25 protein-coding genes and 1 tRNA gene are annotated in these 22,777 nt (G+C 69.3%); 15 read left to right on the top strand and 11 right to left on the bottom strand.

All coding sequences use genetic code 11. The features are described 5' to 3' along the window. Nucleotides 1-60 precede the first annotated feature (60 nt). The 4 genes from D1409_RS17435 to D1409_RS17420 all read left to right on the top strand — a co-directional run bounded on the left by D1409_RS17435 (nt 61) and on the right by D1409_RS17420 (nt 2,606). Nucleotides 61-426, top strand: a complete 366-nt coding sequence (locus D1409_RS17435; protein ID WP_123538265.1) for a DUF7344 domain-containing protein — start codon at nt 61-63, stop codon at nt 424-426. Between the two features lie 12 nt (nt 427-438). Further along, entirely contained in the window at nt 439-699 is a 261-nt protein-coding gene (locus D1409_RS17430; protein ID WP_123538264.1) for a hypothetical protein, read from the top strand. A 144-nt stretch (nt 700-843) separates the two neighbouring features. Continuing rightward, the gene (locus tag D1409_RS17425) at nt 844-2,268 is read left to right on the top strand and encodes a hypothetical protein (RefSeq protein ID WP_123538263.1); all 1,425 of its coding nucleotides are present in this window, start codon (nt 844-846) and stop codon (nt 2,266-2,268) included. Nucleotides 2,269-2,309: 41 nt separating this feature from the next. Beyond that, entirely contained in the window at nt 2,310-2,606 is a 297-nt protein-coding gene (locus D1409_RS17420; protein ID WP_123538262.1) for a DUF7410 domain-containing protein, read from the top strand. Nucleotides 2,607-2,855: 249 nt separating this feature from the next. On the opposite strand, the gene D1409_RS17415 is transcribed toward D1409_RS17420, so the two are convergent. Beyond that, nucleotides 2,856-3,335 carry a hypothetical protein gene (locus tag D1409_RS17415; protein WP_123538261.1) on the bottom strand — a complete coding sequence of 160 codons (480 nt, stop codon included), beginning with the start codon at nt 3,333-3,335 and terminating at the stop codon, nt 2,856-2,858. A 391-nt stretch (nt 3,336-3,726) separates the two neighbouring features. Here D1409_RS17415 and D1409_RS17410 point away from each other — a divergent pair, with 391 nt between their 5' ends. From D1409_RS17410 to D1409_RS24705, 3 genes are all read left to right on the top strand, one after another. After that, the gene (locus D1409_RS17410) at nt 3,727-4,419 is read left to right on the top strand and encodes a rhamnogalacturonan acetylesterase (RefSeq protein ID WP_123538260.1); all 693 of its coding nucleotides are present in this window, start codon (nt 3,727-3,729) and stop codon (nt 4,417-4,419) included. Between the two features lie 187 nt (nt 4,420-4,606). After that, nucleotides 4,607-5,149 carry a bifunctional nuclease family protein gene (locus tag D1409_RS17405; protein WP_123538259.1) on the top strand — a complete coding sequence of 181 codons (543 nt, stop codon included), beginning with the start codon at nt 4,607-4,609 and terminating at the stop codon, nt 5,147-5,149. Between the two features lie 164 nt (nt 5,150-5,313). Further along, on the top strand, nt 5,314-5,472 hold the full coding sequence (locus tag D1409_RS24705; RefSeq protein ID WP_164471757.1) for a hypothetical protein: 159 nt from the start codon (nt 5,314-5,316) through the stop codon (nt 5,470-5,472). Between the two features lie 39 nt (nt 5,473-5,511). Here the strand turns inward: D1409_RS24705 and D1409_RS17400 are convergent, their stop codons facing one another. From D1409_RS17400 to sdhC, 4 genes are all read right to left on the bottom strand, one after another. Further along, nucleotides 5,512-7,422 (bottom strand): beta-propeller domain-containing protein, encoded by a 1,911-nt coding sequence (locus tag D1409_RS17400; RefSeq protein ID WP_123538258.1) that lies wholly within the window; start codon nt 7,420-7,422, stop codon nt 5,512-5,514. Between the two features lie 101 nt (nt 7,423-7,523). Beyond that, nucleotides 7,524-9,089 carry a (R)-citramalate synthase gene (locus D1409_RS17395; RefSeq protein ID WP_235853608.1) on the bottom strand — a complete coding sequence of 522 codons (1,566 nt, stop codon included), beginning with the start codon at nt 9,087-9,089 and terminating at the stop codon, nt 7,524-7,526. A 158-nt stretch (nt 9,090-9,247) separates the two neighbouring features. After that, nucleotides 9,248-9,604: a DUF192 domain-containing protein gene (locus D1409_RS17390; RefSeq protein ID WP_123538257.1), complete on the bottom strand. Its 357-nt coding sequence runs from the start codon at nt 9,602-9,604 to the stop codon at nt 9,248-9,250. Between the two features lie 45 nt (nt 9,605-9,649). Next, nucleotides 9,650-10,054, bottom strand: a complete 405-nt coding sequence (gene sdhC / locus D1409_RS17385; RefSeq protein ID WP_123538256.1) for a succinate dehydrogenase, cytochrome b556 subunit — start codon at nt 10,052-10,054, stop codon at nt 9,650-9,652. Between the two features lie 117 nt (nt 10,055-10,171). On the opposite strand from sdhC, the gene D1409_RS17380 reads away from it, so the two are divergent. The 4 genes from D1409_RS17380 (at nt 10,172) to D1409_RS17365 (ending at nt 12,594) form a co-directional block, all read left to right on the top strand. Then, entirely contained in the window at nt 10,172-10,846 is a 675-nt protein-coding gene (locus tag D1409_RS17380) for a helix-turn-helix domain-containing protein (protein WP_123538255.1), read from the top strand. Nucleotides 10,847-10,907: 61 nt separating this feature from the next. After that, the gene (locus D1409_RS17375) at nt 10,908-11,471 is read left to right on the top strand and encodes a DUF7097 family protein (RefSeq protein WP_123538254.1); all 564 of its coding nucleotides are present in this window, start codon (nt 10,908-10,910) and stop codon (nt 11,469-11,471) included. Nucleotides 11,472-11,555: 84 nt separating this feature from the next. After that, entirely contained in the window at nt 11,556-12,053 is a 498-nt protein-coding gene (locus D1409_RS17370) for a hypothetical protein (RefSeq protein WP_123538253.1), read from the top strand. A gap of 70 nt (nt 12,054-12,123) precedes the next feature. Beyond that, a complete protein-coding gene (locus tag D1409_RS17365; protein ID WP_123538252.1) occupies nt 12,124-12,594 on the top strand; it encodes a VOC family protein in 471 nt (156 codons plus the stop codon). A gap of 36 nt (nt 12,595-12,630) precedes the next feature. Here D1409_RS17365 and D1409_RS17360 read toward each other — a convergent pair whose 3' ends face one another. After that, nucleotides 12,631-13,692 (bottom strand): lysylphosphatidylglycerol synthase transmembrane domain-containing protein, encoded by a 1,062-nt coding sequence (locus D1409_RS17360; protein ID WP_123538251.1) that lies wholly within the window; start codon nt 13,690-13,692, stop codon nt 12,631-12,633. Nucleotides 13,693-13,774: 82 nt separating this feature from the next. Then, nucleotides 13,775-14,848 (bottom strand): lysylphosphatidylglycerol synthase transmembrane domain-containing protein, encoded by a 1,074-nt coding sequence (locus tag D1409_RS17355; RefSeq protein WP_123538250.1) that lies wholly within the window; start codon nt 14,846-14,848, stop codon nt 13,775-13,777. 159 nt (nt 14,849-15,007) lie between these two features. On the opposite strand from D1409_RS17355, the gene D1409_RS17350 reads away from it, so the two are divergent. From D1409_RS17350 to D1409_RS17340, 3 genes are all read left to right on the top strand, one after another. Further along, nucleotides 15,008-15,556 carry a GMP synthase subunit A gene (locus tag D1409_RS17350; RefSeq protein WP_123538249.1) on the top strand — a complete coding sequence of 183 codons (549 nt, stop codon included), beginning with the start codon at nt 15,008-15,010 and terminating at the stop codon, nt 15,554-15,556. A 138-nt stretch (nt 15,557-15,694) separates the two neighbouring features. Next, complete coding sequence (locus D1409_RS17345; protein WP_123538248.1) at nt 15,695-17,623, top strand: DUF2070 family protein; 1,929 nt, start codon at nt 15,695-15,697, stop codon at nt 17,621-17,623. 74 nt (nt 17,624-17,697) lie between these two features. Then, nucleotides 17,698-18,225, top strand: coding sequence for a hypothetical protein (locus D1409_RS17340; RefSeq protein ID WP_164471756.1), 528 nt, complete (start codon nt 17,698-17,700; stop codon nt 18,223-18,225). A gap of 510 nt (nt 18,226-18,735) precedes the next feature. On the opposite strand, the gene D1409_RS17335 is transcribed toward D1409_RS17340, so the two are convergent. Then, nucleotides 18,736-20,472 (bottom strand): EF-hand domain-containing protein, encoded by a 1,737-nt coding sequence (locus D1409_RS17335; RefSeq protein ID WP_164471739.1) that lies wholly within the window; start codon nt 20,470-20,472, stop codon nt 18,736-18,738. Nucleotides 20,473-20,700: 228 nt separating this feature from the next. Beyond that, nucleotides 20,701-20,785, bottom strand: a tRNA-Ser gene (locus D1409_RS17330). Nucleotides 20,786-20,946: 161 nt separating this feature from the next. On the opposite strand from D1409_RS17330, the gene D1409_RS17325 reads away from it, so the two are divergent. Further along, nucleotides 20,947-21,894 carry an AAA family ATPase gene (locus tag D1409_RS17325; RefSeq protein ID WP_123538245.1) on the top strand — a complete coding sequence of 316 codons (948 nt, stop codon included), beginning with the start codon at nt 20,947-20,949 and terminating at the stop codon, nt 21,892-21,894. A 6-nt stretch (nt 21,895-21,900) separates the two neighbouring features. On the opposite strand, the gene D1409_RS17320 is transcribed toward D1409_RS17325, so the two are convergent. Together D1409_RS17320 and D1409_RS17315 are read right to left on the bottom strand one after the other, a co-directional pair. Continuing rightward, nucleotides 21,901-22,257, bottom strand: coding sequence for a DUF5789 family protein (locus tag D1409_RS17320; protein WP_123538244.1), 357 nt, complete (start codon nt 22,255-22,257; stop codon nt 21,901-21,903). Nucleotides 22,258-22,342: 85 nt separating this feature from the next. Further along, on the bottom strand, nt 22,343-22,717 hold the full coding sequence (locus tag D1409_RS17315; protein WP_164471755.1) for a CBS domain-containing protein: 375 nt from the start codon (nt 22,715-22,717) through the stop codon (nt 22,343-22,345). Between the last annotated feature and the right edge of the window lie 60 nt (nt 22,718-22,777).

Below are 22,777 nucleotides of genomic sequence, written 5' to 3'. Positions count from 1 at the left end.
CACAATCGATTAGATATCTGCCAAACAACTCTTATGCCGACCGAGCAGTACCCGTCAGATGTGGAAAACAGAGTTACCGGAACAGAGCGATCGGAACCGGACGTAGGTGGAGAGCGACGGGACGAACTCTTCGAGGTGCTCACGGATCCCTACCGTCGGGTGATGTTGCACTCTCTCCAGCGAACCGAGTCACCGGTCACGGTCGCGGAGCTGGCGGCGGACGTCGTCGCGTGGAGCGACCAGCGACAGGGGACCGACCGGTCGGATATCGAACGGAGCACCGTCGAGGTCTCGCTCGTACACAAACACCTCCCGATGATGGCCGATTCGGGGGTCGTGCGGTACGACGAGGACCGGAAGACGGTGACACCGTCCGACCGAGCGGACGAGGTCCAGTCACATCTCGGGTCGACCGCGAGCGACTGAGCGGATTCGACGATGCAGTCTCTCACCGAGCTGGCCGGGTCGGTCGGGCGCAGACTTCGAGGCACCGAGAACCGAACGGACGCAGACGGAGACGGAGACGGAGACGGGGGCAGGGGCAGGGACGGAACAGCGGGTCCGTCCAGCGGGACCCGCTCGTCGCTGTTTCGCTGTCCGGGCTGTGAGACGGTGTACGTCGCCGTCGACAAGGACACCTGTTCGACCTGCGAGTCGGCGGTCGAACCCGTGCCGTCCACGCAGAGCGAAGCTGGGTGACCGCCGCCGAGCGTTCGGCGAGCTGTCGCGGCCGTACCGCGCAAACCGGCGGCCGCCCGTCGGGCCGGCGCAGCGTTCTTCTCGGATGACCCGCTCCGACGCGCCGAGCAGTTATGCGGCTGGAGTCGGAAGGGTGGCCAACGCATGGGCAGGGATGGACAGCGAGCAGGTTGGCGACCCCTCGCGCGCGCCGGCGCGACCGCGGTCGTCGTGCTCGCGCTCGCCGGACGCGCCGCCGCACACTCCGGGTCGCTCGGCGGGTCGGTCGCCTCGGCGTCGGTCCCGACGTGGCTGGTGATCCTCACCGGCGGCATCGTCGTCGGCGGCTCCTTCCTGTTCACGACGCTCCTGACCGACCACGAGGCGATGCGCGGGGTGAACTGGTGGCGGGTCGCGCTCCCCACGTCCGCTCAGCTCCGCCGCGTCGCGGTCCCCGCGCTCCGGGCCGTCTCGTTCGGCGTCCTCCTGATCGTCGTCGCGACGGGTCTCGCCGGACCGACCACCCCCACGCAGAACTTCGCGCTGCTCGTGGTCTGGGTCGGCTGGTGGGCCGGTTACACGACGACCACCTACCTCGTCGGGAACACGTGGCCCGCGGTCAACCCGTGGCGCGCGCCGACCCGATTCGTCCGGCGAGCACGGGACCGGCTGTTCGACGACGCGAGCGACGGCGCCCTCCCGGACCGGTGGGGCGTCTGGCCGGCCGTCGCGGGCCTGCTCGCCCTCGTCTTCCTCGAAGTCGTCAGTCCTGTCGGGGAGAACCCGCGTCTACTCGCGGTCGTCGTCCTCGGCTACTCGCTGGCGACCGTCGCCGGCGCCGTCCGCTACGGCGACGCGTGGTTCGACCGCGTCGACCCCGTGAGCCGCGTGTTCGCCGCCTACGGCCGCGTCGCACCTCTCCAGCGCGACTTCGACGGCTCGCTCACGCTCCGACTGCCCGGCACCGCGCTCACCGAGGACCCCCTGCCGGACCGACCGGGCGAGGTCGCCTTCGTCGTCGCCCTGCTGTGGGTGACGACCTACGACGGCCTCGTCGCGACGCCGACGTGGGCGGCCGCCGTCGAACCGGTCGTCTCACTCGGCGTCCCGGCACTGCTCGTGTACGCCGTCGTCCTCCTCGCGGGCTTCGCGGCATTTCTCGGCGTCTACCGCCTCGCGGCGCGGAACGTACGGGACACCGCGGACACCTACGTCACCGCGCGGGCTATCGAGCGCTGGTTCGCGCCCGCGCTCCTCCCCATCGCCGCCGGCTACCACCTCGCGCACTTCCTGGGCTACTTCCTCGGACTGGCGCCCGCCCTCGGCGCGGTCGCGATCAGCCCGTTCGCGCCGCCGGCGAACCCGATGGCGCTCGTCCTGCCCGGCTGGTTCGGGTCGGTGAAACTGCTCTGCGTCCTCGGCGGGCACGTCCTCGCCATCTGGGTGGCCCACTCGCTGTCGTTCGAACTGTTCCCGGGCGTGCTCGCGGCGATCCGGAGCCAGTACCCGTCGGTGGTGGTGATGGTCTTTTACACGATGAGCAGCCTATGGGTGATCACGCAACCGTACGCGCCGCCGCCGTTCGTCTGACCCCCAGAGGATCGACCTGACACGATGACCGACCTGACACGATGACCGACCACGCACCCACGCTCCGTCCCGTCCGCGACACCGCCGTTCCCGACGGCGAGCGCGTCGCTGCACGCTGCCCGTACTGTGAGCGGCCGTTCCGCAGCGACCACGGCCGGGACCTCCACGTCGGCGAGCGCCACGACCCGACCGACGCCGAGCGCGAGCGCTACGAGGCCGCGCTCGAAGAGGAGCGCGACGAACTCTGGCTCTTCCACGCGAAAGCCGTCGTCGCTCTCGGCGTCATCTACGCGGCGACGGTCATCCTCTACATGGCCGTCCTCGGCACGTTCTTCTGACAGTCGCGTCGCTGGCCGTGTGAGTCACGAACGAACAGACGGAGGACCGTTCAGCGGAGCCTGTCAACGGACCGAACGCGGGAGGGCGACCGAAAACGGGATGGGTCGGGTGTGAGACCCGACCGCATCAGGTGGAGAGGTGGGGTGGGGTGGGGTGGGGTGGGGTGGGGTGGGGTGGGGTGGGGTGGGGTGGGGTGGGGTGAAATGAGTTAGGTGGGGAACGGGAGCGACGACGGCGAACGCCTCACGTTACGGCGCGGGCGTGGCCGTCACGTTGCCGGCGTCGGACGCGGTCTCGTTCGCGTCCGCGTCGTCACCCGGCGTCAGCGAACTGATCGTCTCACCGAGGGACTGCGCGCCGTCGGCCGCGTCGCCGGCGTGGTTCCCGATGGCCTCGTGGACGTCGCTCACGAAGTCGGGGACCTGCGCGGGCAGGTCGACGGGCGGGCCCTGGCTGCCGTCGGCGGCGTCGGCCGCGCCGGCACCGGGCGCGTCAGCGGGCGGTCCGCGTCGCGCGTCCGACTCGTTGTCCGCCTCGGAGTCGGTCGCGTCGTCAGCCTCGGACTGGTTCGCGTCCGCGGTGTCCGCGTCGGCCTCGTCGGCCGCGTGGTCGTCCGCCTGTGCGTTGTCGTCCTGTGCCTGGTCGGGCGCGTTGCCCGGCATCGCCATCGCGGCGCCGGTAGCGATCAGCAGTACGCTCGCGAACACCGCGACGATTTTGAGTTTCATGAGGTGTCTGCCTCCACTCACTCGTAGCCGGCCCGACCCCCTTGAAGGGGGCAAGCGCTGACACCCAGTTGCCCCGATTTCGGCCGATTTAGCCGAGTTATGCCGACCGTTAACCCGGTTTAACGGGGCTTAGGCGAACGAACACGCGATCAGGTGGGGCAAAGGGTCGAGCGGCCCAGCCCGCGGGATGGCGCGCGCTCGCGACGGCCTCGAACCGGTCGGTCGGCGGAACCGCGGCGGCACGCGTCGGGACCAGCAGGTTCGGTCGTGACCGGACCGAGACGCGACCGGACCGAGACGCGACCGGAGTGATCGTGACGCTCGCCACGGGGTCGAGCCGAACTCGCCGGAACCGATACTTACATATCCGCTCTCGGGGACCACTCTCGAAATGTCGTCCGAGTCGGTCACCGTCCACCTGATCGGAGATTCCACCATCGCCGAAAAGTCGGAGAGCGCGCGCCCGGAGACTGGCTGGGGGATGCCGTTCCCCAGTTACTTCGACGACTCGGTGACGGTGGTGAACCACGCTCGGAACGGGCGGAGCACGAGTTCCTTCCTGGAGGAGGGGCGCTGGCAGCCCGTAGTACGTGACCTGGCCGAGAACCACTACGTGTTCGTTCAGTTCGGCCACAACGACGAGGTGCCCTCGAAAGACCGCTACACGCCCAAGCCGCAGTTCGAGGCCAACCTTGAGAAGTTCGTCGGTGAGACGCGTGAACGCGGGGGAACGCCGGTGTTGCTCACGCCGATCGCGCGCCGCCACTTCGACGAGGAGGGCACGCTCGAGGACACCCATCGGGAGTACTCGGAGATCGTCCGAACCGTCGCACGGGAGGCGAACGTTCCGTTCATCGACGCGGACGCCGAGAGCCAGTCGCTCCTGCGTGAACTGGGACCGGAGGCGTCGAAGCGCCTCTACCTCCACCTGTCGCCGGGCGAACATCCCAACTATCCCGACGGCGTCACCGACGACACGCACTTCAGCGAGGAGGGCGCTCGTCGGATGGCCGAACTCGTCGTCGACGGGATCGAAGCGCTCGACCTCGGGCTAGCTGACCACGTCGTCACCGACGACCGGTGACCGGGCCGCTGTGAGCGGTCGAGCGCGGCGTCCCGGGTCGCGCCGACGGTTCGAGAGGCCGTCGCTCCCTCGCTACCGCCGCCACGCTGCCCCCGTGAGGCCGAAGGCCCGAAGGCTCGGAGATACCCCGCCGCGAGAGGGACGGGTGCGCACGGTCTTTTTCACGCTCGCGCTCCAACCCTGTGGTATGGCAACACACGAGGCCACAGTCGAGGGGGTCGGCGTCGGCGTCGGCGACGACGGGCCCGGCCACCCGGTCGTCCTCTTGCGCGTCCGCGACGAACTGGTACCCATCTTCGTCAGCGCCGACCAGGCCCAGTCGATGCAACACGCGCTCGACGGGACGCCCTTCGAGCGGCCGCTCACGCACGACCTGTTCGTCGACATGGTCGCCGAGTTCGGCGCGGCCATCGACCGGATCCGCATCGACGACCTCGCCGACGGCACCTTCTACGCGAAGATCGACACCGAGCAGTACACCGACGACGAGCGCTCGGAGATGGTGTTCGACGCCCGCCCGAGCGACGGCATCGCCCTCGCCCTGCGGGTGGACTGCCCCATCATCGTCTCCGACGAGGTGGTCGACGAGGCCGGCCGCGACCCCGACGAACTCGGCTTCGTCGACGAGGAGGAGGCCCGCCGCCAGCACGACCTCGGCGAGGAAGACGAGGGGTTCGACTTCGGCGACGACGAGGACGACTCGCCCTTCGGCGGCGACGACCCGTTCTGACGAAGGTTTGTCCCTCGCGCGCTCGAACGGGTTCCCATGGGATCGGACGGCCTCGTCGACCTCGACCAGGAGACCTGATACGGACTGTTGCAAGACATCCCGGGATCGACCGCACGATGGCGTGCGGTCGACCCGGTAAACGCTTGCAACAGTCCGTATGAGTCGTGCTCGCCAAGTACAACCTCGCGCTCGCGACGCTCTTCAGCGTCCTCGCGCTCGTCTCCCGCACCGCATTCGCCGGGAACCAGCCACTGCTGATCGAGAACGGCGCGCTCGCAGTCCTGTTCGGCGCCGTCCAGACGTACGCGTGGCTGTCGGCCTGAGGGGCCGGCGGCTTCGCGTCGAAGGGAACCAGCGCCCCGTCAGCCGTCGAGTTCGACGGTCGCCGTTCGCTCCCACGTCGTCTCGTCGACGACGGCTATCTCGTCTCGCCCGAACACGTAGAGGTAGTCGCCGACGTACCGGGCGCGGGTCGGGTCCTCGACGTCGACCGTTGTCTCGAGTTCGAGCGAGTCGTTCCGGTAGTCGACGACGAGGCCGTCGCGTTCGGTCGGCAGGAAGAACACTCCGTGGCGCCGGTCGAGGAGGAACGCGTGGTGGGTCCGTTCGATCTCGCTCCACGACCGGTCGTAGCGCTTCGACTCCGCGATGGTCGGGTTCGACGCGTTCGACACGTCGAACAGGACCGCCTTCACGCGGCCGTCCTCGCGACCGATCCCGAGGATACGATCGTCGTCGACGGGATGGAGGTACCGCGAGAAGCCCGGTAGCTCGAGTTCGCCGCGCTCGACCGGGTCGCTGGGGTCCGAGACGTCGACCACGTGGAACGGGTCGACCCGCCGGAACGTGACCAGATACGCCCGCTCCTCGACGTAGCGGACGGCGAAGATCGACTGGTTCTCGCCCATCCCCCGGACCGCGCCCTGTCGCTCCAGCGAGTCCGCGTCGAGCGTGTAGAGGTCGTTCTCGTTCCCGTCCGCGCCCGCGCCCGGGACGGTCGTCGCGATCCGGAGCGTCCCGTCGTACTCGTCCAGCGAGAACTGGTTCAGCGGGCGTCCGGGGACCGTCCCGACCGACTCGACCGCGAGGTCGTCCTCGGTCCCGACGCCGACGCGGACCACGCCGGTCGTCGTGAGGTTGCGACTCTCCGCCCTGACGTACGACCGCGCGTGGTCGGTGAAGTTCTCGTGGACCCGCTCGGCCTCCTCGTCGTCGAGCGAGTCGACCCAGCTCCGGTAGGCGCGCTCGACCTCGGTCAGCATCGCCCGCTCGGAGAGGTCGTACGACCGGAGTTCGCGCATGCGCCGGTCGACGCGGTCCGGCGTCCGCTCGAACGACTCGACCACCCGCGAGTACACCTCGCCGCGGTCAGTCGGGTTCGTGTAGGTGACGTACAGCGCGTCCTCGGACATGTAGACGACCGAGTTGTCGCGCGTGCCCACGAACGCGACGCGGTCGTCGACCTCCCCCGTGGCCGGCGCGACCGAGAACGCGAAGACGGTCGCGTCCACCGGGACCCGCTCTTCGGGGTGGTGTATCGACTCGCAGTCCACGGTCTCGTTCCCGAACGGCCGGAACGGGCACGTCGTCGACGCGGTGACGTCCTGTCGGACCACGAGGTAGATCTGGTCGTCCGTCGCGCGCGCCGAGACGACCGACCCGTTCAGCCCGCGCGACCACGTCCGTTCGGGGTCGCCCGGCGCACTCACGTCGTACCCGACCACTTCGTCCTCGCGGATGACGACCAGCGAGTCGCCGACCAGCAGGAGCCGTCCCGAGGTGTTGACCGATCCGACCACCTCCGGGGAGGCAGGGTCGTCAGCGTCGACGACGTGCGTCTCACCGCGCTGTTCCGGGACGGCCCGGCTGCGGATCCTGTCGTCCGGGGTCGCGTAGTAGAAGTGCCGACCGTCGGTCTTCACCAGGTCCGGTTCGTCCAGCCCGCTCGTCTGGACGTTCGTCTCCGCGACGCGACGGTCGGCGCCGCCGGACGCCTCGCCGGCCGACGCGTCCGCGGTCTCCCGGGCGGATCCGTCGCCGCCGTCGCCGCCGCCCCGACTCGCTGACGGGACCCCGGATCTGAGTCGCGTGGCGTCGCTCTGGACGTACGCCCGGAAGTCGCTCTCGTTGTCGAACGTGTCGAGTCCCGAGTCTCCGCCGTCGAGCAGCCCCACGTCCGCGAACGCGCCCGTCCCCGAGACCGCCGCGAGCAGACTCACACCGATCGCGACGCCGAGCACCAGCGTCCCGGCGACGACGACTGTTCTATCCATGGTCGAGTGTCAACCACGACGTATAAAGTAACTGGGAACGATTCAGCGACCGTTTGAGCCACCGCGACCGGAACCGGCTCCGAGAGAACTGTTGCCGGGCCTCAGTCGTCGGCGATGACGCGGTCGTCGCTGGTAGCGACGAGGCGGTCGATGGCCTCGACCATCGCGTCGACCGAGGCGCGGGTGATGTCCACGTCGCTCGCGGAGACGGTGACGTGGTCGTCGCCGCGGGACATCTCCACCTCGACGGTGACGATGGCGTCCGTCCCGCCGGTGATCGCGTCGACGTGGTAGGACTCGAGGTGGGTGTCGAAGGAGTGGCCCAGCGCCGACTGGACGGCGTTGATCGCCGCGTCGACGGGCCCGGAACCGATCTCCGCCTCGGTGCGCTCCTCGCCGTCGACGAGGAGGGAGACGGTCGCAGTCGGCGTGTTCCCGCCGGCGACCGTCGTGAGTTCCGTGATCTCGACGCGCCGGTCGTGGGCGCTGTCGGTCACGTCCTCGGCGATGGTGAGGAGATCCGCGTCCGTGACCCGCTTGCCGCGGTCGCCGATCTCCTTCACCCGGGAGACGACGTTCGCGAGTTCCTCGTCGGTCACCTCGAAGTCGTGCTCGTCGAGCGCGGCCTTCACGCCGGCGCGACCGGCGTGTTTGCCCAGCGCGAGCCGCCGTTCCCGACCCACCTTCTCCGGCGGGTAGGGCTCGTACATCGCGTCGTCCTTCAGGGTGCCGTCGGTGTGGATGCCCGACTCGTGGGTGAAGGCGTTCTGGCCCACGACCGCCTTGTTGGGCGGGAGCTGGATGCCCGTCGCGTTCGCGACGAGCTCCGCGAGGTCGTACACCTCGGTGAGTTCGAGCGTCTCGACGCCCCAGCCGTGCGAGAGCGCGATCGCCACCTCCTCGATGGCGACGTTGCCCGCGCGCTCGCCGATACCGTTGATCGTCCCGTGGACCACGTCCGCGCCCGCCGCGACCGCGGTCAGGGCGTTCATCACGGCGAGCCCGAGGTCGTCGTGGGTGTGGGCGCTCACCGGTCCCAGCTCGGAGAGCCGGGAGACGGCGTCGAGCGCGCCGTCCGGGGTCGCGTGGCCGACGGTGTCGGCCCAGCAGATGCGGTCGGCGCCCGCGTCGAGCGAGGCCCCGAGCAGTTCTTCGAGGTAGTCGAGATCGGCCCGGGAGCCGTCCTCGCCGATGACCTCGACCCAGAGGTCGTGGTCCTTCGCGTACTCGACGAGTTCGACCGTGTCCCGGACGTTCTGCTCGTAGCTGGTGCCGACCTTCTCGGTGACGTGGCGGTCGCTGGCTGGCACCACGAGGTTGATCCCGTCGACGCCACACTCCATCGCGAGGTCGATGTCGCGCTGGATGCCGCGACAGAAGCTCGTGACCGTCGCGTCGAGGTCTAGCTCGGCGACGCGCGAGATGGTCTCGCGCTCGCCGGGGCCGGTACAGGCGCTCCCGGCCTCGATGAAATCCACGTCCGCGCGGTCGAGCGCACGCGCGATGCGCGCTTTCTCGTCGGGGGTGAGCGAGACACCCGGCGCTTGCTCGCCGTCGCGCAGCGTCGTGTCGAGAAACTGTACGTCTCCGACGTCAGAGAGGTGAGTCGTCTCGGGATGATCGCCGAACAGCGTTGTCCCTTCGCGCTCACCGGAGCCATCACACATGACGGAGAATTTCGCGGCCAGCCGCCGTGAGGCGACTTCCTCTATCCTCCGTGTCGGTATAGTCCGACATCGTACTCGGAGGTGAAGCGAGCGCGCCTAATTAAACCGTCGGGTTCGCCGTCGGCGCGGTGAGCGCTCCGGCCCGCGACTGCGTCCGCTCACTCGCCGTCTTCGAACGCGACCCTGTCACCGGGTTCGACGCCGTCGGCGGCGCCGCCCGGGAGTTCGACGAAGCAGTCGGCCTTGGCGACGCCGGTGCCCCGCCAGGGGGCGAGCGTCTTCACCTGCACGACCTCGCCGTCGCGGAGCCAGACCACGTCCAGCGGCGTCCGCACGAACAGCATGTGCACGTCGCGATAGCTCGTCCGCCCGAACTCGAACACGAGCGCGTAGCCGTCGGGGAGCGACGACTTGCCCATCAGCCCCCTGATCTTCTGCAGGAGCGAGTCGGCCCGCTCCACGTCCGTCGCGAGCACGCGAGACCCGCCGTCGGCCGGCTCGTGGACGAGGCGCATGGTAGGCGGTTCGCACGGCGGGGGAAAACGGTTGCGCCCCGGTTCTCAGAGATGCCCGCCGAGGAACGTCGGCACGCTCGCGACGACGATCGCCCCCGTGACGACCAGCGACAGGTAGAAGCTCCGGTCCTGGTTCTCCAGCCCGAGACCGAGGTCGATCAGCAGCAGACGGACCCCGTTGAGGACGTGGAACACGGCGACCGCGAGGAGGCCGACCTCCAGAAACCGGACGACGAGCAGACTCTCGAGTCCCTGGAGCGTCGCGGTGTACGTGTCCGCGCCGCCGCCCATCGACTGGACGCCCGTGCTGAGCACGGGGATGTGCATGAACAGGTAGCCCACGAGTATCCAGCCGCTGAACTTGTGGAGCAGCCAGGCCCACATCCCGGCCGAGAACTCCGTCCAGCGGTCGTACGATTCGACGGTCCCGCGGTCGTACGTCTCTCCCATGTGCGAGGCGAGGGCGGCCGCGTATCTGGCGCTACTGCCGCAGATCTGCGGCCGATTTATATGGGGCCCGTGTCACCGACCCCCGACGTTTTTGCGACCGCGGGCGCTCCAGCGGGTATGAAGCGCGTGCGGATCACGTTCGACCCGCCAGACGCGGCCCTGCCACCGGTGTACGAACTGCTCACTCGCGGCGCGGGCTACCTCTCGACGGTCGACATCGTCAACTGGAACGTCGCGACGCCGCCCGCCGCCTTCCTCCTCCGCCTCGGCGGCGACTACGACCGATTCGAGAGCGAACTCGACGAGCGGGGCGAGGCGTTCCCCGACTTCGAGTGGGAGGTCCTCCCGATCGACGAGGCGGCGTGCTACTGCTTCCTCGCGGGCGAGGTCGGGGCCGCCGCGCGGGCGCTGTTCGAGAACTTCACCCGCGACAGCCTCCTGACCGTCCCGCCCGTCGAGTGTCACGCCGACGGGAGCAGCACGTTCACGCTCGTCGGCCGGGACGCGGACGTGCAGGCCGCGGTGAGCGGCGTCCCGCCCGGTGCGGACGTGACCGTCGAGGAAGTCGGCGGCGAACGGGTCGCCTCCGAGAGCGTCGCGGGCGAACTCTCCGCGCGCCAGCGCGAGGCGGTCGAGGCGGCGCTGGACGCCGGGTACTACGACGAACCGCGACGGGCGACCGTCGAAGACGTGGCCGCGGAACTCGACTGCGCGACCGCGACCGCCGCCGAGCACCTCCGGAAGGCCGAGTCGACGGCGATGTCGGCGCTGGTCGGCGTGCGCGACCGGTAGTCCGACCCGGGACCGACCGACGAGCGGACCATTCAAATCGATCCAGACCACACGGGATCCCATGGAGAAGACGCCCTCGGGCACGTCGGTCGGCGTGGAGGACCCCTACGCCCACGTCGACCGGTGTGACCACTGCACCGACGAGGGCCGCTGTCGGTTCGCCGTCGAACAGGGCGACCGCGACCCCGAGTTCGCGAACGCGCGCAGTCGCGAAGACTTCCGCTGTCCGGTAGTGGGCGATCTGGCGGAGGAGGGACTCACCGGCCCGTGGGACTGGGCCGACTGCCCGCACTTCCGCGCGCGGAATCGCGACCGCGAGTGCGAGCGCTGCGGCCTCGAAGAACACCGGATGGCCCACGACGACGAACGGCCGCTCCTGGAGGAACACCACCTCTCCTACCGGACCGGCGCCACCGGGGGCGACGACGACCCGAGCCACGAGATCACCGTCTTCCTCTGCCGGTGGTGTCACGCGAAAGTCCACAAGTCCTGGGCGAGCGTCGGCGACGACGCCAACCCGGACCCAGAAGCGATCGCCGAACGCGAGGGGCGACGCTCCCGCGAGCAGGCGGAGCTGGGCTTCGAGTCCGCTGCCGAGCGGTTCGACGCGGACGACGACGGGTGACACGGACGACGACGCCTGACGCGACTGTTCGGCCAGCTGATACGCGGAGCGCTTATCTCCGTCCCGCTGTCACGATCGATACCGATGGCCCTCCGCGAGTACACCGACGACGAGTACGAGACGCTCCAGCGGAGCGAACGCGAGATCGCGGGCAACCGAGAGCGGGCGACGGTGACGGACGTGACGGTCGGCGACGACACCGCTCGGCTGGCGTTCGGCTTCGACTGGAAGCCCGAGTCCGAGTCAGTGACGTTCGACCTCGACAGGGAGCGCGACGTGATGGAGTTGCAGTCCGTCGCCGCCGCGGCGGGCTACGAGTACGACCAGCTCCCCTACCTCGAGGACGAGCCGATCACCGTGGCCTACCTCGACGGGCGCTGGGTCCCGGCGGCGGCGCTCCCGGACGGCGGCCCGGCGTCGTTGAGCGACGCCTCGCCGACGGCTCCGTCTCTCACCGACAGGACACGCCGGCGCGCGTCCGAGTGGCTCGACGACCTCACCGTCCAGTCCGTCGTCCTCGGCGTCATCGTGACGAAGAAGCTCCTGATCGTCTCCGCGCTCGTCTACCTGATCGTGACCTGAGCGGGGCGAACGTCCCACCGGCGCCGTCGACCACACGTAGACTTTTGGACGCGAGCGCCGATACCGGAGTATGAACGCCGAGGACGACAGCGAAGGTCCGGCGTCGACACACCCTCACACGGTCGGTCACGTCCACCTGAAGGTACGCGACCTGGAGCGGGCGCTGGAGTTCTACCGGTCGGTACTCGGTCTCGGCCTCACCGAGCGCGAGGGGCGATACGCCTTCCTCTCGTGGGGCGAGCGCCACCACGACGTGGCCCTCCAGGAAGTCGGCGCGGGCGCGGACGGACCGGGCCACGGCGTCGGTCTGTACCACGTCGCCTTCGAGGTGGAGACGCCCGCCGCGCTCGCGAACGTCTACGAGGACCTGCGTGCGCGCGAGGTACAGGTCAGCCCCGTCGACCACGGCATCAGCAAGGCGCTGTACTTCGCCGACCCGGACGGCAACGGCGTCGAAGTGTACCTCGACACGCGTGCGAGCCGCGACGAGAGCGCGTGGGAAGGACGGAACGAACACTTCGACCCGACGAAGCTCGAATGAGGGCGTCTCCCCGACGGGGACCGGTCCCTGGGGCGGTCAGACCGTCTCGTCTTCTTCGCCGGGGAGGAGCGGCGCCTCGCTGACGCCGAAGGAGAGCGACGCCGCCGCGATGCCGCCGACGAGGACGATGAACCAGTAGTTCGACAGGCGAAAGAGGAAGACAGCGGCGGTCGCCGTCGGGAGATCGACGGTCGCCATCGCCGCGACGAGCGCCGCCAGCGCCACCTCGAACCCGCCCAGCCCGCCCGGGAGCGGGACGACGTTCAGGAGCGTCACGACGGGGATGGCGAAGACGACGAGCGTGAACGGGACGTGCGAGTCGATGGCGAGGAAGCTCGTGTACAGCGGGAGCAGGAAGAATATCCAGCCCGTGATCGACAGCCCGACGGCGGCGGCGATCCCGCGGCGGTCGCCCGTCAGCTGTCCGACGACGGCGGTGTACCGGTCGAGCGTCTCGCGGACGCGGTCGGGCGCGAGCGCCGCGGCCGCTCGCTCGGAGAGGCGTCCGACGGTCCGTCGCAGGCCGCCGGACGCCGCCAGCGCCGCGCGTTCGAGCACGGAGCGCCGATAGACGGCGAGGAGCGTCAGCCCGATGATCCCGACCGAGATGACGACCATCGTCACCAGCACGGACTGGAGGAGCGCGCCCGACGGACCGCGACGGGTGAGTATCAACACCGCGAGTCCGACGACGGCGAGGACGAGCGACGCGAGGACGTTCAGGAAGGCGAAGACCATCGACGCCGCCAGCGTCGAGTCGTGGGGCGCGTCGGTCTCCGCGCTCACCGTGTAGGACATGAGCACCGGCCCGCCGCTCTGGCCCATCGGGATCACCTGCTTGAGGAACTCGCCGCTCAGGTACGCCGACCGGTAGCGCACCCCCCCGACCGAGTGACCGGTCGACCCGACCAGGCGACGCACCGCCTCGCTCCAGCAGGCGAGGGCGACGAGCACCGACAGGAACCCGACCGCGAGGACCGCGAGGTCCGCGGTCGCGAGTTCGGAGAACACCGCCTCCGGGCCGACGGCCAGCAGGAACCCGCCGACGGCCAGCAGTGCCAGCGCGAACCCGACGACCAGTCGAAGCCGACGTGACATACTCGTGAACAGAGGACGCCGGCCGGTAAAAATCGTCCGCCGAGCGCCGACTCCGTCGACGGTGCCTCGCGGGCCCGCTCCGTCACTTCGGTTCGGTCAGCCCGCCCTCGGTCGGTCCGAGCGGGCTCGGCGGCTCGGCGAGTCGCACGGACATCGCGAGCGACGCGAGTCCCCCCAGCAGGACGACGAACCAGTAGTTCGACAGTCGATAGAGGAAGACGCCGGCGGTGGCGGCCGGGAGGTCGACGCCGACGAGCGCGACGACGACGCCCGCCAACGCCACCTCGAACCCGCCCAGCCCGCCCGGGAGCGGGACGACGTTGACGAGACTCAACACCGGAATCACGAGGATCACGAGCGCGTACGGCACCGGTTCGCCGATGGCGAGGAAGCTCGTGTACATCGGGACGAGAAAGAGCGCCCAGCCCGCGAGCGAGACGGCGGCCGCACGCCACACCTCGCCGCGGTCGCCCAGCGCGCGGTCGAACGCGGCGTAGTACGTCTCGAACGTCGCTTCGATGCGGTCGCCGGCGAGCCCCGTTCGCGCCCGCGCAGAGGCGCGACCGACCGTCGCCCGCCCCGCGGCCGCCAGTCGGAGGACGAACCGCTCGACGAGCGCGCGGCGGTAGTGCACCAGCAGGGCCGTCGAGAGCAGGAACCCCACGGCGATCACGAGTCCGACGACCAGCGCGACGAAGACGGGGCCGTCCGTAGCCGTCCCGGTCGCGAGGAGCACGCAGAGCCCGACGACGGCGAGCGCGACCGAGGAGCCGATGTTGACGAACTCGACCACGGTCGCGGCCGCGAGCGCCTCCTCGTAGGGGGCGTCGGTCTCGCGACTGACGGCGTAGGAGACGAACACCGGCCCCCCGGAGTGGCCCATCGGGATCACCTGTTTGAGGAACTCGCCGCTCATGAACGCCGCGCGGTAGCGCGGGCCGCGCACGTCCTGCCCGACGCTCGCGAGCAGGCGACGGAGCGCCTCGCTCCAGCAGTAGAACGCCCCGACGACCGCGAGGAAGCCGCTCCCGAGCACCACGGGGTCTGCCCGCGACAGTTCGCGGAGGACGCTCGCCGGGCCCACGAACCAGAGGAACCCCCCGACAGCCAGCAGTGCCAGCGCGAACCCGACCACGACTCTGACGACTCGTCGCATCTAGCGGCGGAAGACGGGCGAGTCGTATAAACGCGCCGGCAGGTTGGGCGTCGAACGGGCGTCCACGAGGGGGCGAGACGGGGGGCAGAACCGCCCAGCGGGCGGCCAGTCCTGCGCGTTCCGGGCACCTTTTATCGTCCGGCGAGTTACGGGGCCGTAATGACCCGCATCGACGTGATCGACAACCACGGCCAGTTCACACATCTGGAGCAGCGGGCGCTCCGGGACCTGGGCGTGGACGTAGAACTGGTCGACAACGAGACGCCCCCCGAGGAGATCGACGCCGACGGCCTCGTCCTCTCGGGCGGCCCCTCGATCGACCGCATCGGTAACTGCCCCGACTACCTCGACCTCGACGTGCCGGTCCTCGGCATCTGTCTGGGCCACCAGGTCATCGCCCGCGAACTCGGCGGCGAGGTCGGCGAGGGCGACTACGGCGGCTACGCCGACGTCACCGTCGACGTGCTCGACGACACGGACCCGCTTCTCGGGTCGCTCGCCCCGAGCGTCCGCGTCTGGGCGAGTCACGCCGACGAAGTCGTGCGCGTCCCCGACGGCTTCGAGCGGACCGCCGAGAGCGACATCTGCGCCGTCGAGGCGATGAGCGACGTGGACCGGAACCTGTACGGCGTCCAGTTCCACCCCGAAGTCGCCCACACCGAACGCGGCGACGAGGTCTTCGAGAACTTCCTCGCTATCTGCGAGTGACGCGTCCGTCGACGACGACTGTCCCGCTTCACAGGGAGGAATCTTCGCAGTTCTGCGCCCCTCTCGCGGGCTGACGGGCGTCTGACGTGACTCACACGTTTAAAGTAGCCGTGCGTTCATCGAAGTACAACGATAGGTATGACGACCACACAGGGAAACCTCGCGAGTCTCTCGCGGTTCGTCTTCCGGGCGCCCAGCTGGTACTCCAGCGTCGGGTTCGCCCTGCTGATCGCGGCGGTCATCGGCCTCGCGGCCTTCGACTCCCGCTTCCTGTTCGAGGACGCCTGGGAGGGCGTGTTCTACATCGGCCTGCCGACCGTCGCGGCGAGCGTGTTCACGCCGTACGTCGACCGGAAGCTCGGCGGGCAGCTCTCCCGCAACCAGGCGTCGCTCCTCGCGCTGGCGTGTGAGCTCGTCACGATAGCGGTGGTGATGGTCGCGGCAGTGATATCCGTCCTCACGCCGCTGGGCCAGTCGTTCGTCGTCGACACGCTGCTGGTCGCGCTGGCCTCCATCTTCGCCCTGCGGCTGTTCGTCATCATGGCCGTCTCGCGCCAGCGACTCGTCGTCGCGTCCGCGGCCGCGAGCATCCAGACCGTCAGCGCCGCCCTCCTCCTGTTCGTCTACAGCGGGACGATGCGCTACCTCGAGTGGGGTGGCCCTCTCACCCGCGCCTACCTCTTCCGGGCCGACGAGGCGCCCGCGCGCATCGCCGAGATGCAGTACGTCGACCCCGGGAAGTTCGCCATCCTGGCCGCGCTCTGCCTGATCTACGCGGCCGGCGTGTGGCTGTTCCTCACCGTGATCGACCAGCCCTGGAAGCGCAGTCTCGGCGTGAGCGTCCTCGACTTCGTCCGCGGGTTCATCGGCCACGTCGCCGAGGGGAGCCGCGAACTGGAGACGTTCTTCGAGGACATCGGCGAGGACGCCATCGTCCCGGTGACGGTCCTCTCCGTGCGCCGCCCCGAGGGCGGCGAGAAGGCGCGGTTCGTCCTCCCGATGCTCCACCCCGGACCCATGGGCGACATCGGCGGCGGCAACCTCCCGCGACGGATCGCCGAACAGGCCGACGGCCTCGCCTTCCCGCCCCACGCCACTGCCGGCCACGACTTCAACCTCGTCACCGAACGCGAGGTCGAGACGGTCATCGACACCGCCAACACCGCATACCAGCGCATCGAGTACGGCGACCGCGCCACGAAGTCCGTCCGCGTGAACGAGGGCGAAGCGACCCTGACGGGCCAGGCGTTCGGCGACGACGCCTTCGTCACCTCGACTTACGCGCCGGGGTTCGCCGACGACGTTGAGTACGCCGTCGGTCTCTCCGCCGTCTCCGAGGCCCGCACCGGCGGCCTCGACGACGTGATGCTCGCCGACGCGCACAACTGCAACAACGGCCTCGAAGGGGAGGACCTCGGCCACGTCGTCCCCGGGAGCCAGCGCTCGTTCGACATGATCTACGGCGCCAGCGAGGTCGGAGAACTCCTCGGGAACGCCACGCGACAGCCGTTCGAACTCGGCGTCGCCTGGGACGAGACCCCCTGGGACCCCGTCGACGGGATCGGTCCGCTCGGCATCCGCGTCGCGGTCTTCGACGTCCCCGGTTCCGCCGCGGAGTCGGGGGCACCTCAGGCTGCGGAGCAGTCCGACGGTGTGGAGGGACAGCGGACCGCGTACATCTTCGTCGACGGCAACAACATGGTTCCGGGCCTGCGCGACCGGATCGTCTCCCGCATCGACGCCGTCGACCGACTCGAGGTGCTGACCACCGACACCCACGTCGTCAACACGATGGAGGCCGAGAACCAGGTCGGCGACGCCATCCCCGAGGCGGACCTGATCGCGCTGATCGCCGACCTCGTCGACCGGGCGGTCGACGACCTCGAACCGGTCGAGGCCGGCATGGAGAGCGAGAGCGCCGAGGTGACCGTCTTCGGCAACGACCGCACGGAGATGCTCGCCTCGACGGCCAACGCCGCCGTCTCGATGGGCGCGCCGCTGGCCGGCGCGATCATCACCGCCGCCCTCGCCGTCTCCGCGCTCCTCTTTCTCGTCACGAACCTGTGACTGCGCCCGGGTCTCGGCCGGGGACCGCGCGTGACACCGAAACGCCGAACTGGGTGTTCTCCGTATCGACGGCCGTGAGCCGCTCGCTGACCGACGTCGCTCCCGCACTGCTCGTCCCCGCCGCGTGGCTGGTCACGCTGGGCGCACACGTCTCCCCGCTCGTCTCCCGGCACGCGCTCTTCGTCGCGCTCTGCGTGATGACGGTCCTGCTCGGCGCCTTCGCGGTCGGCGCTCGCGAGCAGATGACCGGCCCCGTCCTGGGCGTCTGGCAGGGCGTTCTCGTGCTCGGCTTCCTGATCACCCTCGTCGGCGCCGTCGACATGGCGATAACGCCGGGGTCGGACCCGACGCTGGCGGTGACGCTGTACGGCTGGATGATCCTCCCGGCGCTGGCCTACGTCGCGACCGCCGGACCCGTCGAGAAACCCTTCAGTACAGTGTACCTCGCCGGCGCTATCCTCGCGCTGTCCGGCGCCGGCACGTACGCGCTGGCCGGGTCCACCGTCGAGGCCGCGGTCGGCATCGTCGTCGTCGGCCTCGGCCAGACCGCCGGCATCGTCGCCGCCGTCCTCCAGAACCCCGGGACGGGCGGCGAGGACTGACAGCGTGCGTCCAGCGGGACGACCGAGTCCCCGACGGCGGGGTCGGGACCGGGCGTCGCGATTGGCCGCTGTCAGCGGCCGCGTCCCTCGCCGTCGCGCCCGGGTTGTCGTCGCCGCGCTGTCCGGGACGGCAGGCGACCCGACGGGGCACTCCCGGGCTGAAAACGACGAAGAACACCGGGAAGGTGATTTGAACTACGCCCAGACGGTGGCTCGCGCTGCGACTCGTCCCCTCGTCCCCGTCGAAACTCTCAGTCAGAGAGAGGTTTTGAGCGTCGTGCCGAATACAGGTCGCACGTGCAGATCACGAGTGTCCGTTACCCTCGTTGCCCTCGTAGCACTCGCCCGGTAGCCGTGCCGGGACACTCACAGTGTTCCATCGGCCGAAGGTGATGTTCACCGAGTCGATCCGGAGACACAGCGCGTACAGTGCGGTACAGACTTTCCGAACCGTCACCCCGCTCCTGTAACGAAGCTCGGAGAGGACGTCACGGGAGTACGCCGGCGCTCTCAGTTGACCGCTTTCGACAGTTCCGCCCCCGCCTTGAACTTCACGTCGTTCGATGCATCGGCCGCATCGACGAGGTGTAGTACCGGTGCATCGAGCGCCGTCACGACCGACCACGCGGGAGCGTCGCCGTCCCCGCCGGGACAGCCGCCCGTCTCGTTCCTGGCGAGGGCTTCCCGGGACTGGACTCCCCAGCAGTACAGCTCCCCGTCGTCTCTGCACACCGGATGGGCGCCCGCGGGCAAGTGCCCGGCGCCCGGATCGTATGGCGTGCTGAGCGTCATGTTCGCGTATGTCTTCCGTCCGGGCTTTTTCCGTATCTTTCCGCGCGACCGGAGGTCGACCCCGCCGTCCTCGACGTCCGAGCCGGTGACGCCCGCGACGATGTTCGGCCCGTCGGCGACCAGCAGCGTCGCGGCGTTCTCGTAGAGTGCACCGTCGTCGATGTGCCAGCCACCGACGAAGAGCAGTTGGTCCTCGTGACGGATTCGCCGCACGTGGAACAGCGCCGGCATCGGGCACGGACAGTCCGCCGGGGTCGCGAGGACAGGACGAACGAGAACCGGCGACAGGGTCGCCTCGCCCGAGCTTCCGTCCTCGCCCCACGAGTCGAGGGATTCGACCGCCGAGACGGTGTTGTCCGGGTCGACGCCGAGAATCGGCACCGCGTCGGCGGCGGCCGGCGTCGCTCCGGTGACGACGACGCCCCCCGACGTCTCGAAAGCGACCACTCCCCGGCGGAGATCTTTCTTGTCGATGCCGCGACGCCCGGCGGGTGCGGTGAGCGTCGCCGAGAGGAGGTCTCGACACGAGAGGTCTCGGTGGACGGCGACGGCCCTGTCGCTCCCCCCACAGCTGCCGGCGTTTCGCTCGCCGGTGAAGTAGTCCAGGACTCGCTGTGGCGTGAGTTCGTCCGCCAGGCCGGGACCACCGCCCCGGACGCTGGCGTCCGGGAGACTGACGGCGAAGTGTTCGCCGACCGTCGGCTCCCCGTCGAGGTAGTCGTAGAGGGATTCCGTACCGTCTACGAGTCCGTCACCGTCACTGTCCAGGTCCGCGAAGACGTCTTCGATATCCCCCCGAACGATCCGGCGGGCTCGCTGGAGCGACCTCCTCGCGCGATCCCACTCGCCCGCGTCCACAGCGTCGCTCGCGTCCCGGGCGAGTCCCTTCCGCGAGTCGGCGTGCTCGAAGACGGTACTGCAGGTCTCCGCGGAACAGCCTTCGAGTTCGTCCCGGACCGTCGTCGTCGCGTCGATGAACGCGTCGAGAGCGGCCTTCGCGTCGTCGCTCGAGCGACCATCGACGGCCGCGATGGCAGCGTCGGCGTAGACCAGGAGCGCCCGCTCCACGTCCAGCACCGTCACGAGCGACCCGATACCGTCGCCGTCAGAATCCTCGTCGTGGGGATCGGGCACCCAGACCGTGCTCGGTTTGTTCGAGCGCGAGGAGTTGTAGTCCTGCGCCTGGGTGGTCGTGGTGGTGCTCCAGCCGTCTATCTCGATGCGTCGTGAGTCCGCCCGTAGCGTCGGCGGGACGAATCGCACGTCGACCGGGCCGCTTCTGTACGCCGTCACGCCGTCTGTCTCGCCACCGGCGTAGAAGCCGGCCGGCGACGCCGTCCTGGTCCCGATCGCTCGCTCGCCGACTCGGTTCAGGAGTCCATCGAGTGCAGTACAGCCAGCCAGGCTCCCGAGTGCGACAGCGCCACCGGCTGCGAGGACCGCTCGACGGGTCACCAGAGGGCTCCTGCCGGTAGTCTCCACCGCTTCGATATTCGCACGAGTGTTTCCATCCATTAATTATTATATACGTCTCACGTATACATAACTTACTAGTGTGATACTGTGGCGGGCTTCGAGGGATCGCTACCCGAATTTCGATCCGGTGGACGAAACGGTCTCTCCGAACCGCGTTCCGAGCGAGAGACAGGCACCGCTGTCGCTCGCAGAGCAGTGCGCGAAGAACGCCGAGGGAGAGATTTGAACTCTCGAGTCCTTGCGGAGACCTGCTCTCGAAGCAGGCGCCTTGGCCAGGCTAGGCTACCTCGGCTCACTCGGTCGTACGCCCATCCCGGGTTTATCGGTTACGATCCGCGGGAGGCGACCGGGGGTCGGTTCACCCCGCCGCGGGACCGGAGTCGTCGGGCGCGTCGCGGTCGCCACGACGAGAGTAACCGAACAGATAAAGTGTCGGCAGGCTCACGAGAACCCATGGACGTCACCGAAGCGAGCGCGGAGTGCGACCGGGTTCTCGACGAGATCGGCTCGGCCGTCATCGCCGACCGCGAGTTCCTCGAGACCGTCTTGCTGGGCTTCGTCGGCCGCGGCCACGTCCTCATGGAGGACGTGCCGGGGACCGGGAAGACGCTCACCGCCCGCAGCATGGCGACCGCCCTCGGCCTCGAGTTCTCCCGCGTGCAGTTCACGCCCGACCTCCTCCCCGCCGACATCACCGGGACCCACGTGTTCAACGAGCGCGAGCGCGAGTTCGAGTTCAACGAGGGCCCGCTGTTCGCCAACGTCGTGCTGGCCGACGAGATCAACCGCGCGCCCCCGAAGACCCAGTCTGCCCTCCTCGAAGCGATGGAGGAAGAGCAGGTCACCGTCGACGGCGACACGTACGACCTGCCCTCGCCCTTCTTCGTCCTCGCGACGCAGAACCCCGTCGAGATGGAGGGGACCTTCGAACTCCCGGAGGCGCAGGTCGACCGCTTCCTCGTCAAGAGCTCCATCGGCTACCCCGACGACGAGGGCGAGGAGGAGCTCCTGCATCGACGGCTCGCCCGCGACGAGCAGAGCCCGTCGGTGTCGCCGGTGCTCGACCAGCAACTCGTCACCGACCTGCGCGAGGCGCCCGAGTCCGTCCGCGTGGACGACGACCTGGTGACCTACGTCTCGTCGATCGCTCGCGCGACGCGACAGGACCGACGGGTCGCGGTCGGCGTCTCGCCCCGCGGGACCCAGCGACTGCTGGAGGCGACCCGTGCCCGCGCCGCGATGGTCGGTCGCGAGTACGTCACCCCCGACGACGTGAAACGCGTCGCCCAGCCGGTGCTGGCCCACCGCGTCGTCCTCACGCCCGACGCCCGCGTCGACGAGGTGCAGAAGTCCTCGGTCGTCGACGCGGTCCTCGACGAAGTGCCCGTCCCGACCGTCTGAAGGCGGTCACTCGCCGCGGTCCTCGATCTGCTGTTCGTTGTCGTCCGCCATCTCCTCCGAGTCGACGTCGTCCTGGTCGGAGCCGCCGCGGTCGGAGTAGTGCTGGCGGCCGACCGACTCGGCGGGCATCATGTTGAGCATCCCCTGGCGGAGTTCCTCGTCGGACTCGAAGGTCTGGTCGCCCATCCCGTCGAAGAGGTCGGCGATGGAGATTGGGTCGGCGCTGGTGCGCTCGATCTCCGCGTCGCCGTACTGGTCGACGAGTTCCTCGGCAGTGACCGGGTAGGAGACCGCCTCGAAGACGTGTTCGATGGACCCGAACTCGACGCCCATCTCGTGGTCGTCGTCGTCGCTCTCGGACATACGTTCGATCGGGTCCCTCCGCGCAACTTCCTTCACCTTGCATATGACAGGGCGACGGCGCCCCGGTCCAGTCCCGTGAGCCAGTTCAGGACAGGTGCGCGGTGACGTCCGTCGAGGAGACCATCCCGACGTAGTCGCCGTCGACGACCGGGAGGTGCTTGATCCCGTAGGTCTCCATCATCGCGGCGACCTCCTCCATGTAGAGGTCCGGCGTCGCCGTCTCGACGTCGGTCGTCATCACCTCCGACACCGCCAGGTCCGTGATGTCGTGGCCCTCCGCGACGGCGCCGAGCACGTCCGTGCTACTGATTATCGCCCGCGGCGTGGTCAGCACGACCAGCGCGTTGATCTCCATGTCTCGCATCCGCTGTGCGGCCTCCATCACCGTCGCGTCGGCCGAAATCGTCTCGAGTGGCGTTGACATCACGTCTTCGACCGTCGGTCTGTCGGTAGATCCCATATCGTAATCGACGGCGGCCGACGATATGTGGGTTTCCCCGCGATCAGCCGACCGTCACGC

It is taken from the genome of Halosimplex salinum, assembly GCF_003730195.1.
Taxonomy (GTDB): domain Archaea; phylum Halobacteriota; class Halobacteria; order Halobacteriales; family Haloarculaceae; genus Halosimplex; species Halosimplex salinum.
The sequence above is the reverse complement of the archived record's forward strand: the minus strand, read 5'-3'. Positions and strand labels throughout refer to the sequence as shown.

Coding starts and splice junctions, on each gene's coding strand:
- D1409_RS17430 (WP_123538264.1), top strand. CDS start 439: ATGCAGTCTCTCACCGAGCTGGCCGGGTCGGTCGGGCGCAGACTTCGA.
- D1409_RS17425 (WP_123538263.1), top strand. CDS start 844: ATGGGCAGGGATGGACAGCGAGCAGGTTGGCGACCCCTCGCGCGCGCC.
- D1409_RS17420 (WP_123538262.1), top strand. CDS start 2,310: ATGACCGACCACGCACCCACGCTCCGTCCCGTCCGCGACACCGCCGTT.
- D1409_RS17415 (WP_123538261.1), bottom strand. CDS start 3,335: ATGAAACTCAAAATCGTCGCGGTGTTCGCGAGCGTACTGCTGATCGCT.
- D1409_RS17410 (WP_123538260.1), top strand. CDS start 3,727: ATGTCGTCCGAGTCGGTCACCGTCCACCTGATCGGAGATTCCACCATC.
- D1409_RS17405 (WP_123538259.1), top strand. CDS start 4,607: ATGGCAACACACGAGGCCACAGTCGAGGGGGTCGGCGTCGGCGTCGGC.
- D1409_RS17400 (WP_123538258.1), bottom strand. CDS start 7,422: ATGGATAGAACAGTCGTCGTCGCCGGGACGCTGGTGCTCGGCGTCGCG.
- D1409_RS17395 (WP_235853608.1), bottom strand. CDS start 9,089: ATGTGTGATGGCTCCGGTGAGCGCGAAGGGACAACGCTGTTCGGCGAT.
- D1409_RS17390 (WP_123538257.1), bottom strand. CDS start 9,604: ATGCGCCTCGTCCACGAGCCGGCCGACGGCGGGTCTCGCGTGCTCGCG.
- sdhC (WP_123538256.1), bottom strand. CDS start 10,054: ATGGGAGAGACGTACGACCGCGGGACCGTCGAATCGTACGACCGCTGG.
- D1409_RS17380 (WP_123538255.1), top strand. CDS start 10,172: ATGAAGCGCGTGCGGATCACGTTCGACCCGCCAGACGCGGCCCTGCCA.
- D1409_RS17375 (WP_123538254.1), top strand. CDS start 10,908: ATGGAGAAGACGCCCTCGGGCACGTCGGTCGGCGTGGAGGACCCCTAC.
- D1409_RS17370 (WP_123538253.1), top strand. CDS start 11,556: ATGGCCCTCCGCGAGTACACCGACGACGAGTACGAGACGCTCCAGCGG.
- D1409_RS17365 (WP_123538252.1), top strand. CDS start 12,124: ATGAACGCCGAGGACGACAGCGAAGGTCCGGCGTCGACACACCCTCAC.
- D1409_RS17360 (WP_123538251.1), bottom strand. CDS start 13,692: ATGTCACGTCGGCTTCGACTGGTCGTCGGGTTCGCGCTGGCACTGCTG.
- D1409_RS17355 (WP_123538250.1), bottom strand. CDS start 14,848: ATGCGACGAGTCGTCAGAGTCGTGGTCGGGTTCGCGCTGGCACTGCTG.
- D1409_RS17350 (WP_123538249.1), top strand. CDS start 15,008: ATGACCCGCATCGACGTGATCGACAACCACGGCCAGTTCACACATCTG.
- D1409_RS17345 (WP_123538248.1), top strand. CDS start 15,695: ATGACGACCACACAGGGAAACCTCGCGAGTCTCTCGCGGTTCGTCTTC.
- D1409_RS17325 (WP_123538245.1), top strand. CDS start 20,947: ATGGACGTCACCGAAGCGAGCGCGGAGTGCGACCGGGTTCTCGACGAG.
- D1409_RS17320 (WP_123538244.1), bottom strand. CDS start 22,257: ATGTCCGAGAGCGACGACGACGACCACGAGATGGGCGTCGAGTTCGGG.
- D1409_RS17315 (WP_164471755.1), bottom strand. CDS start 22,717: ATGGGATCTACCGACAGACCGACGGTCGAAGACGTGATGTCAACGCCA.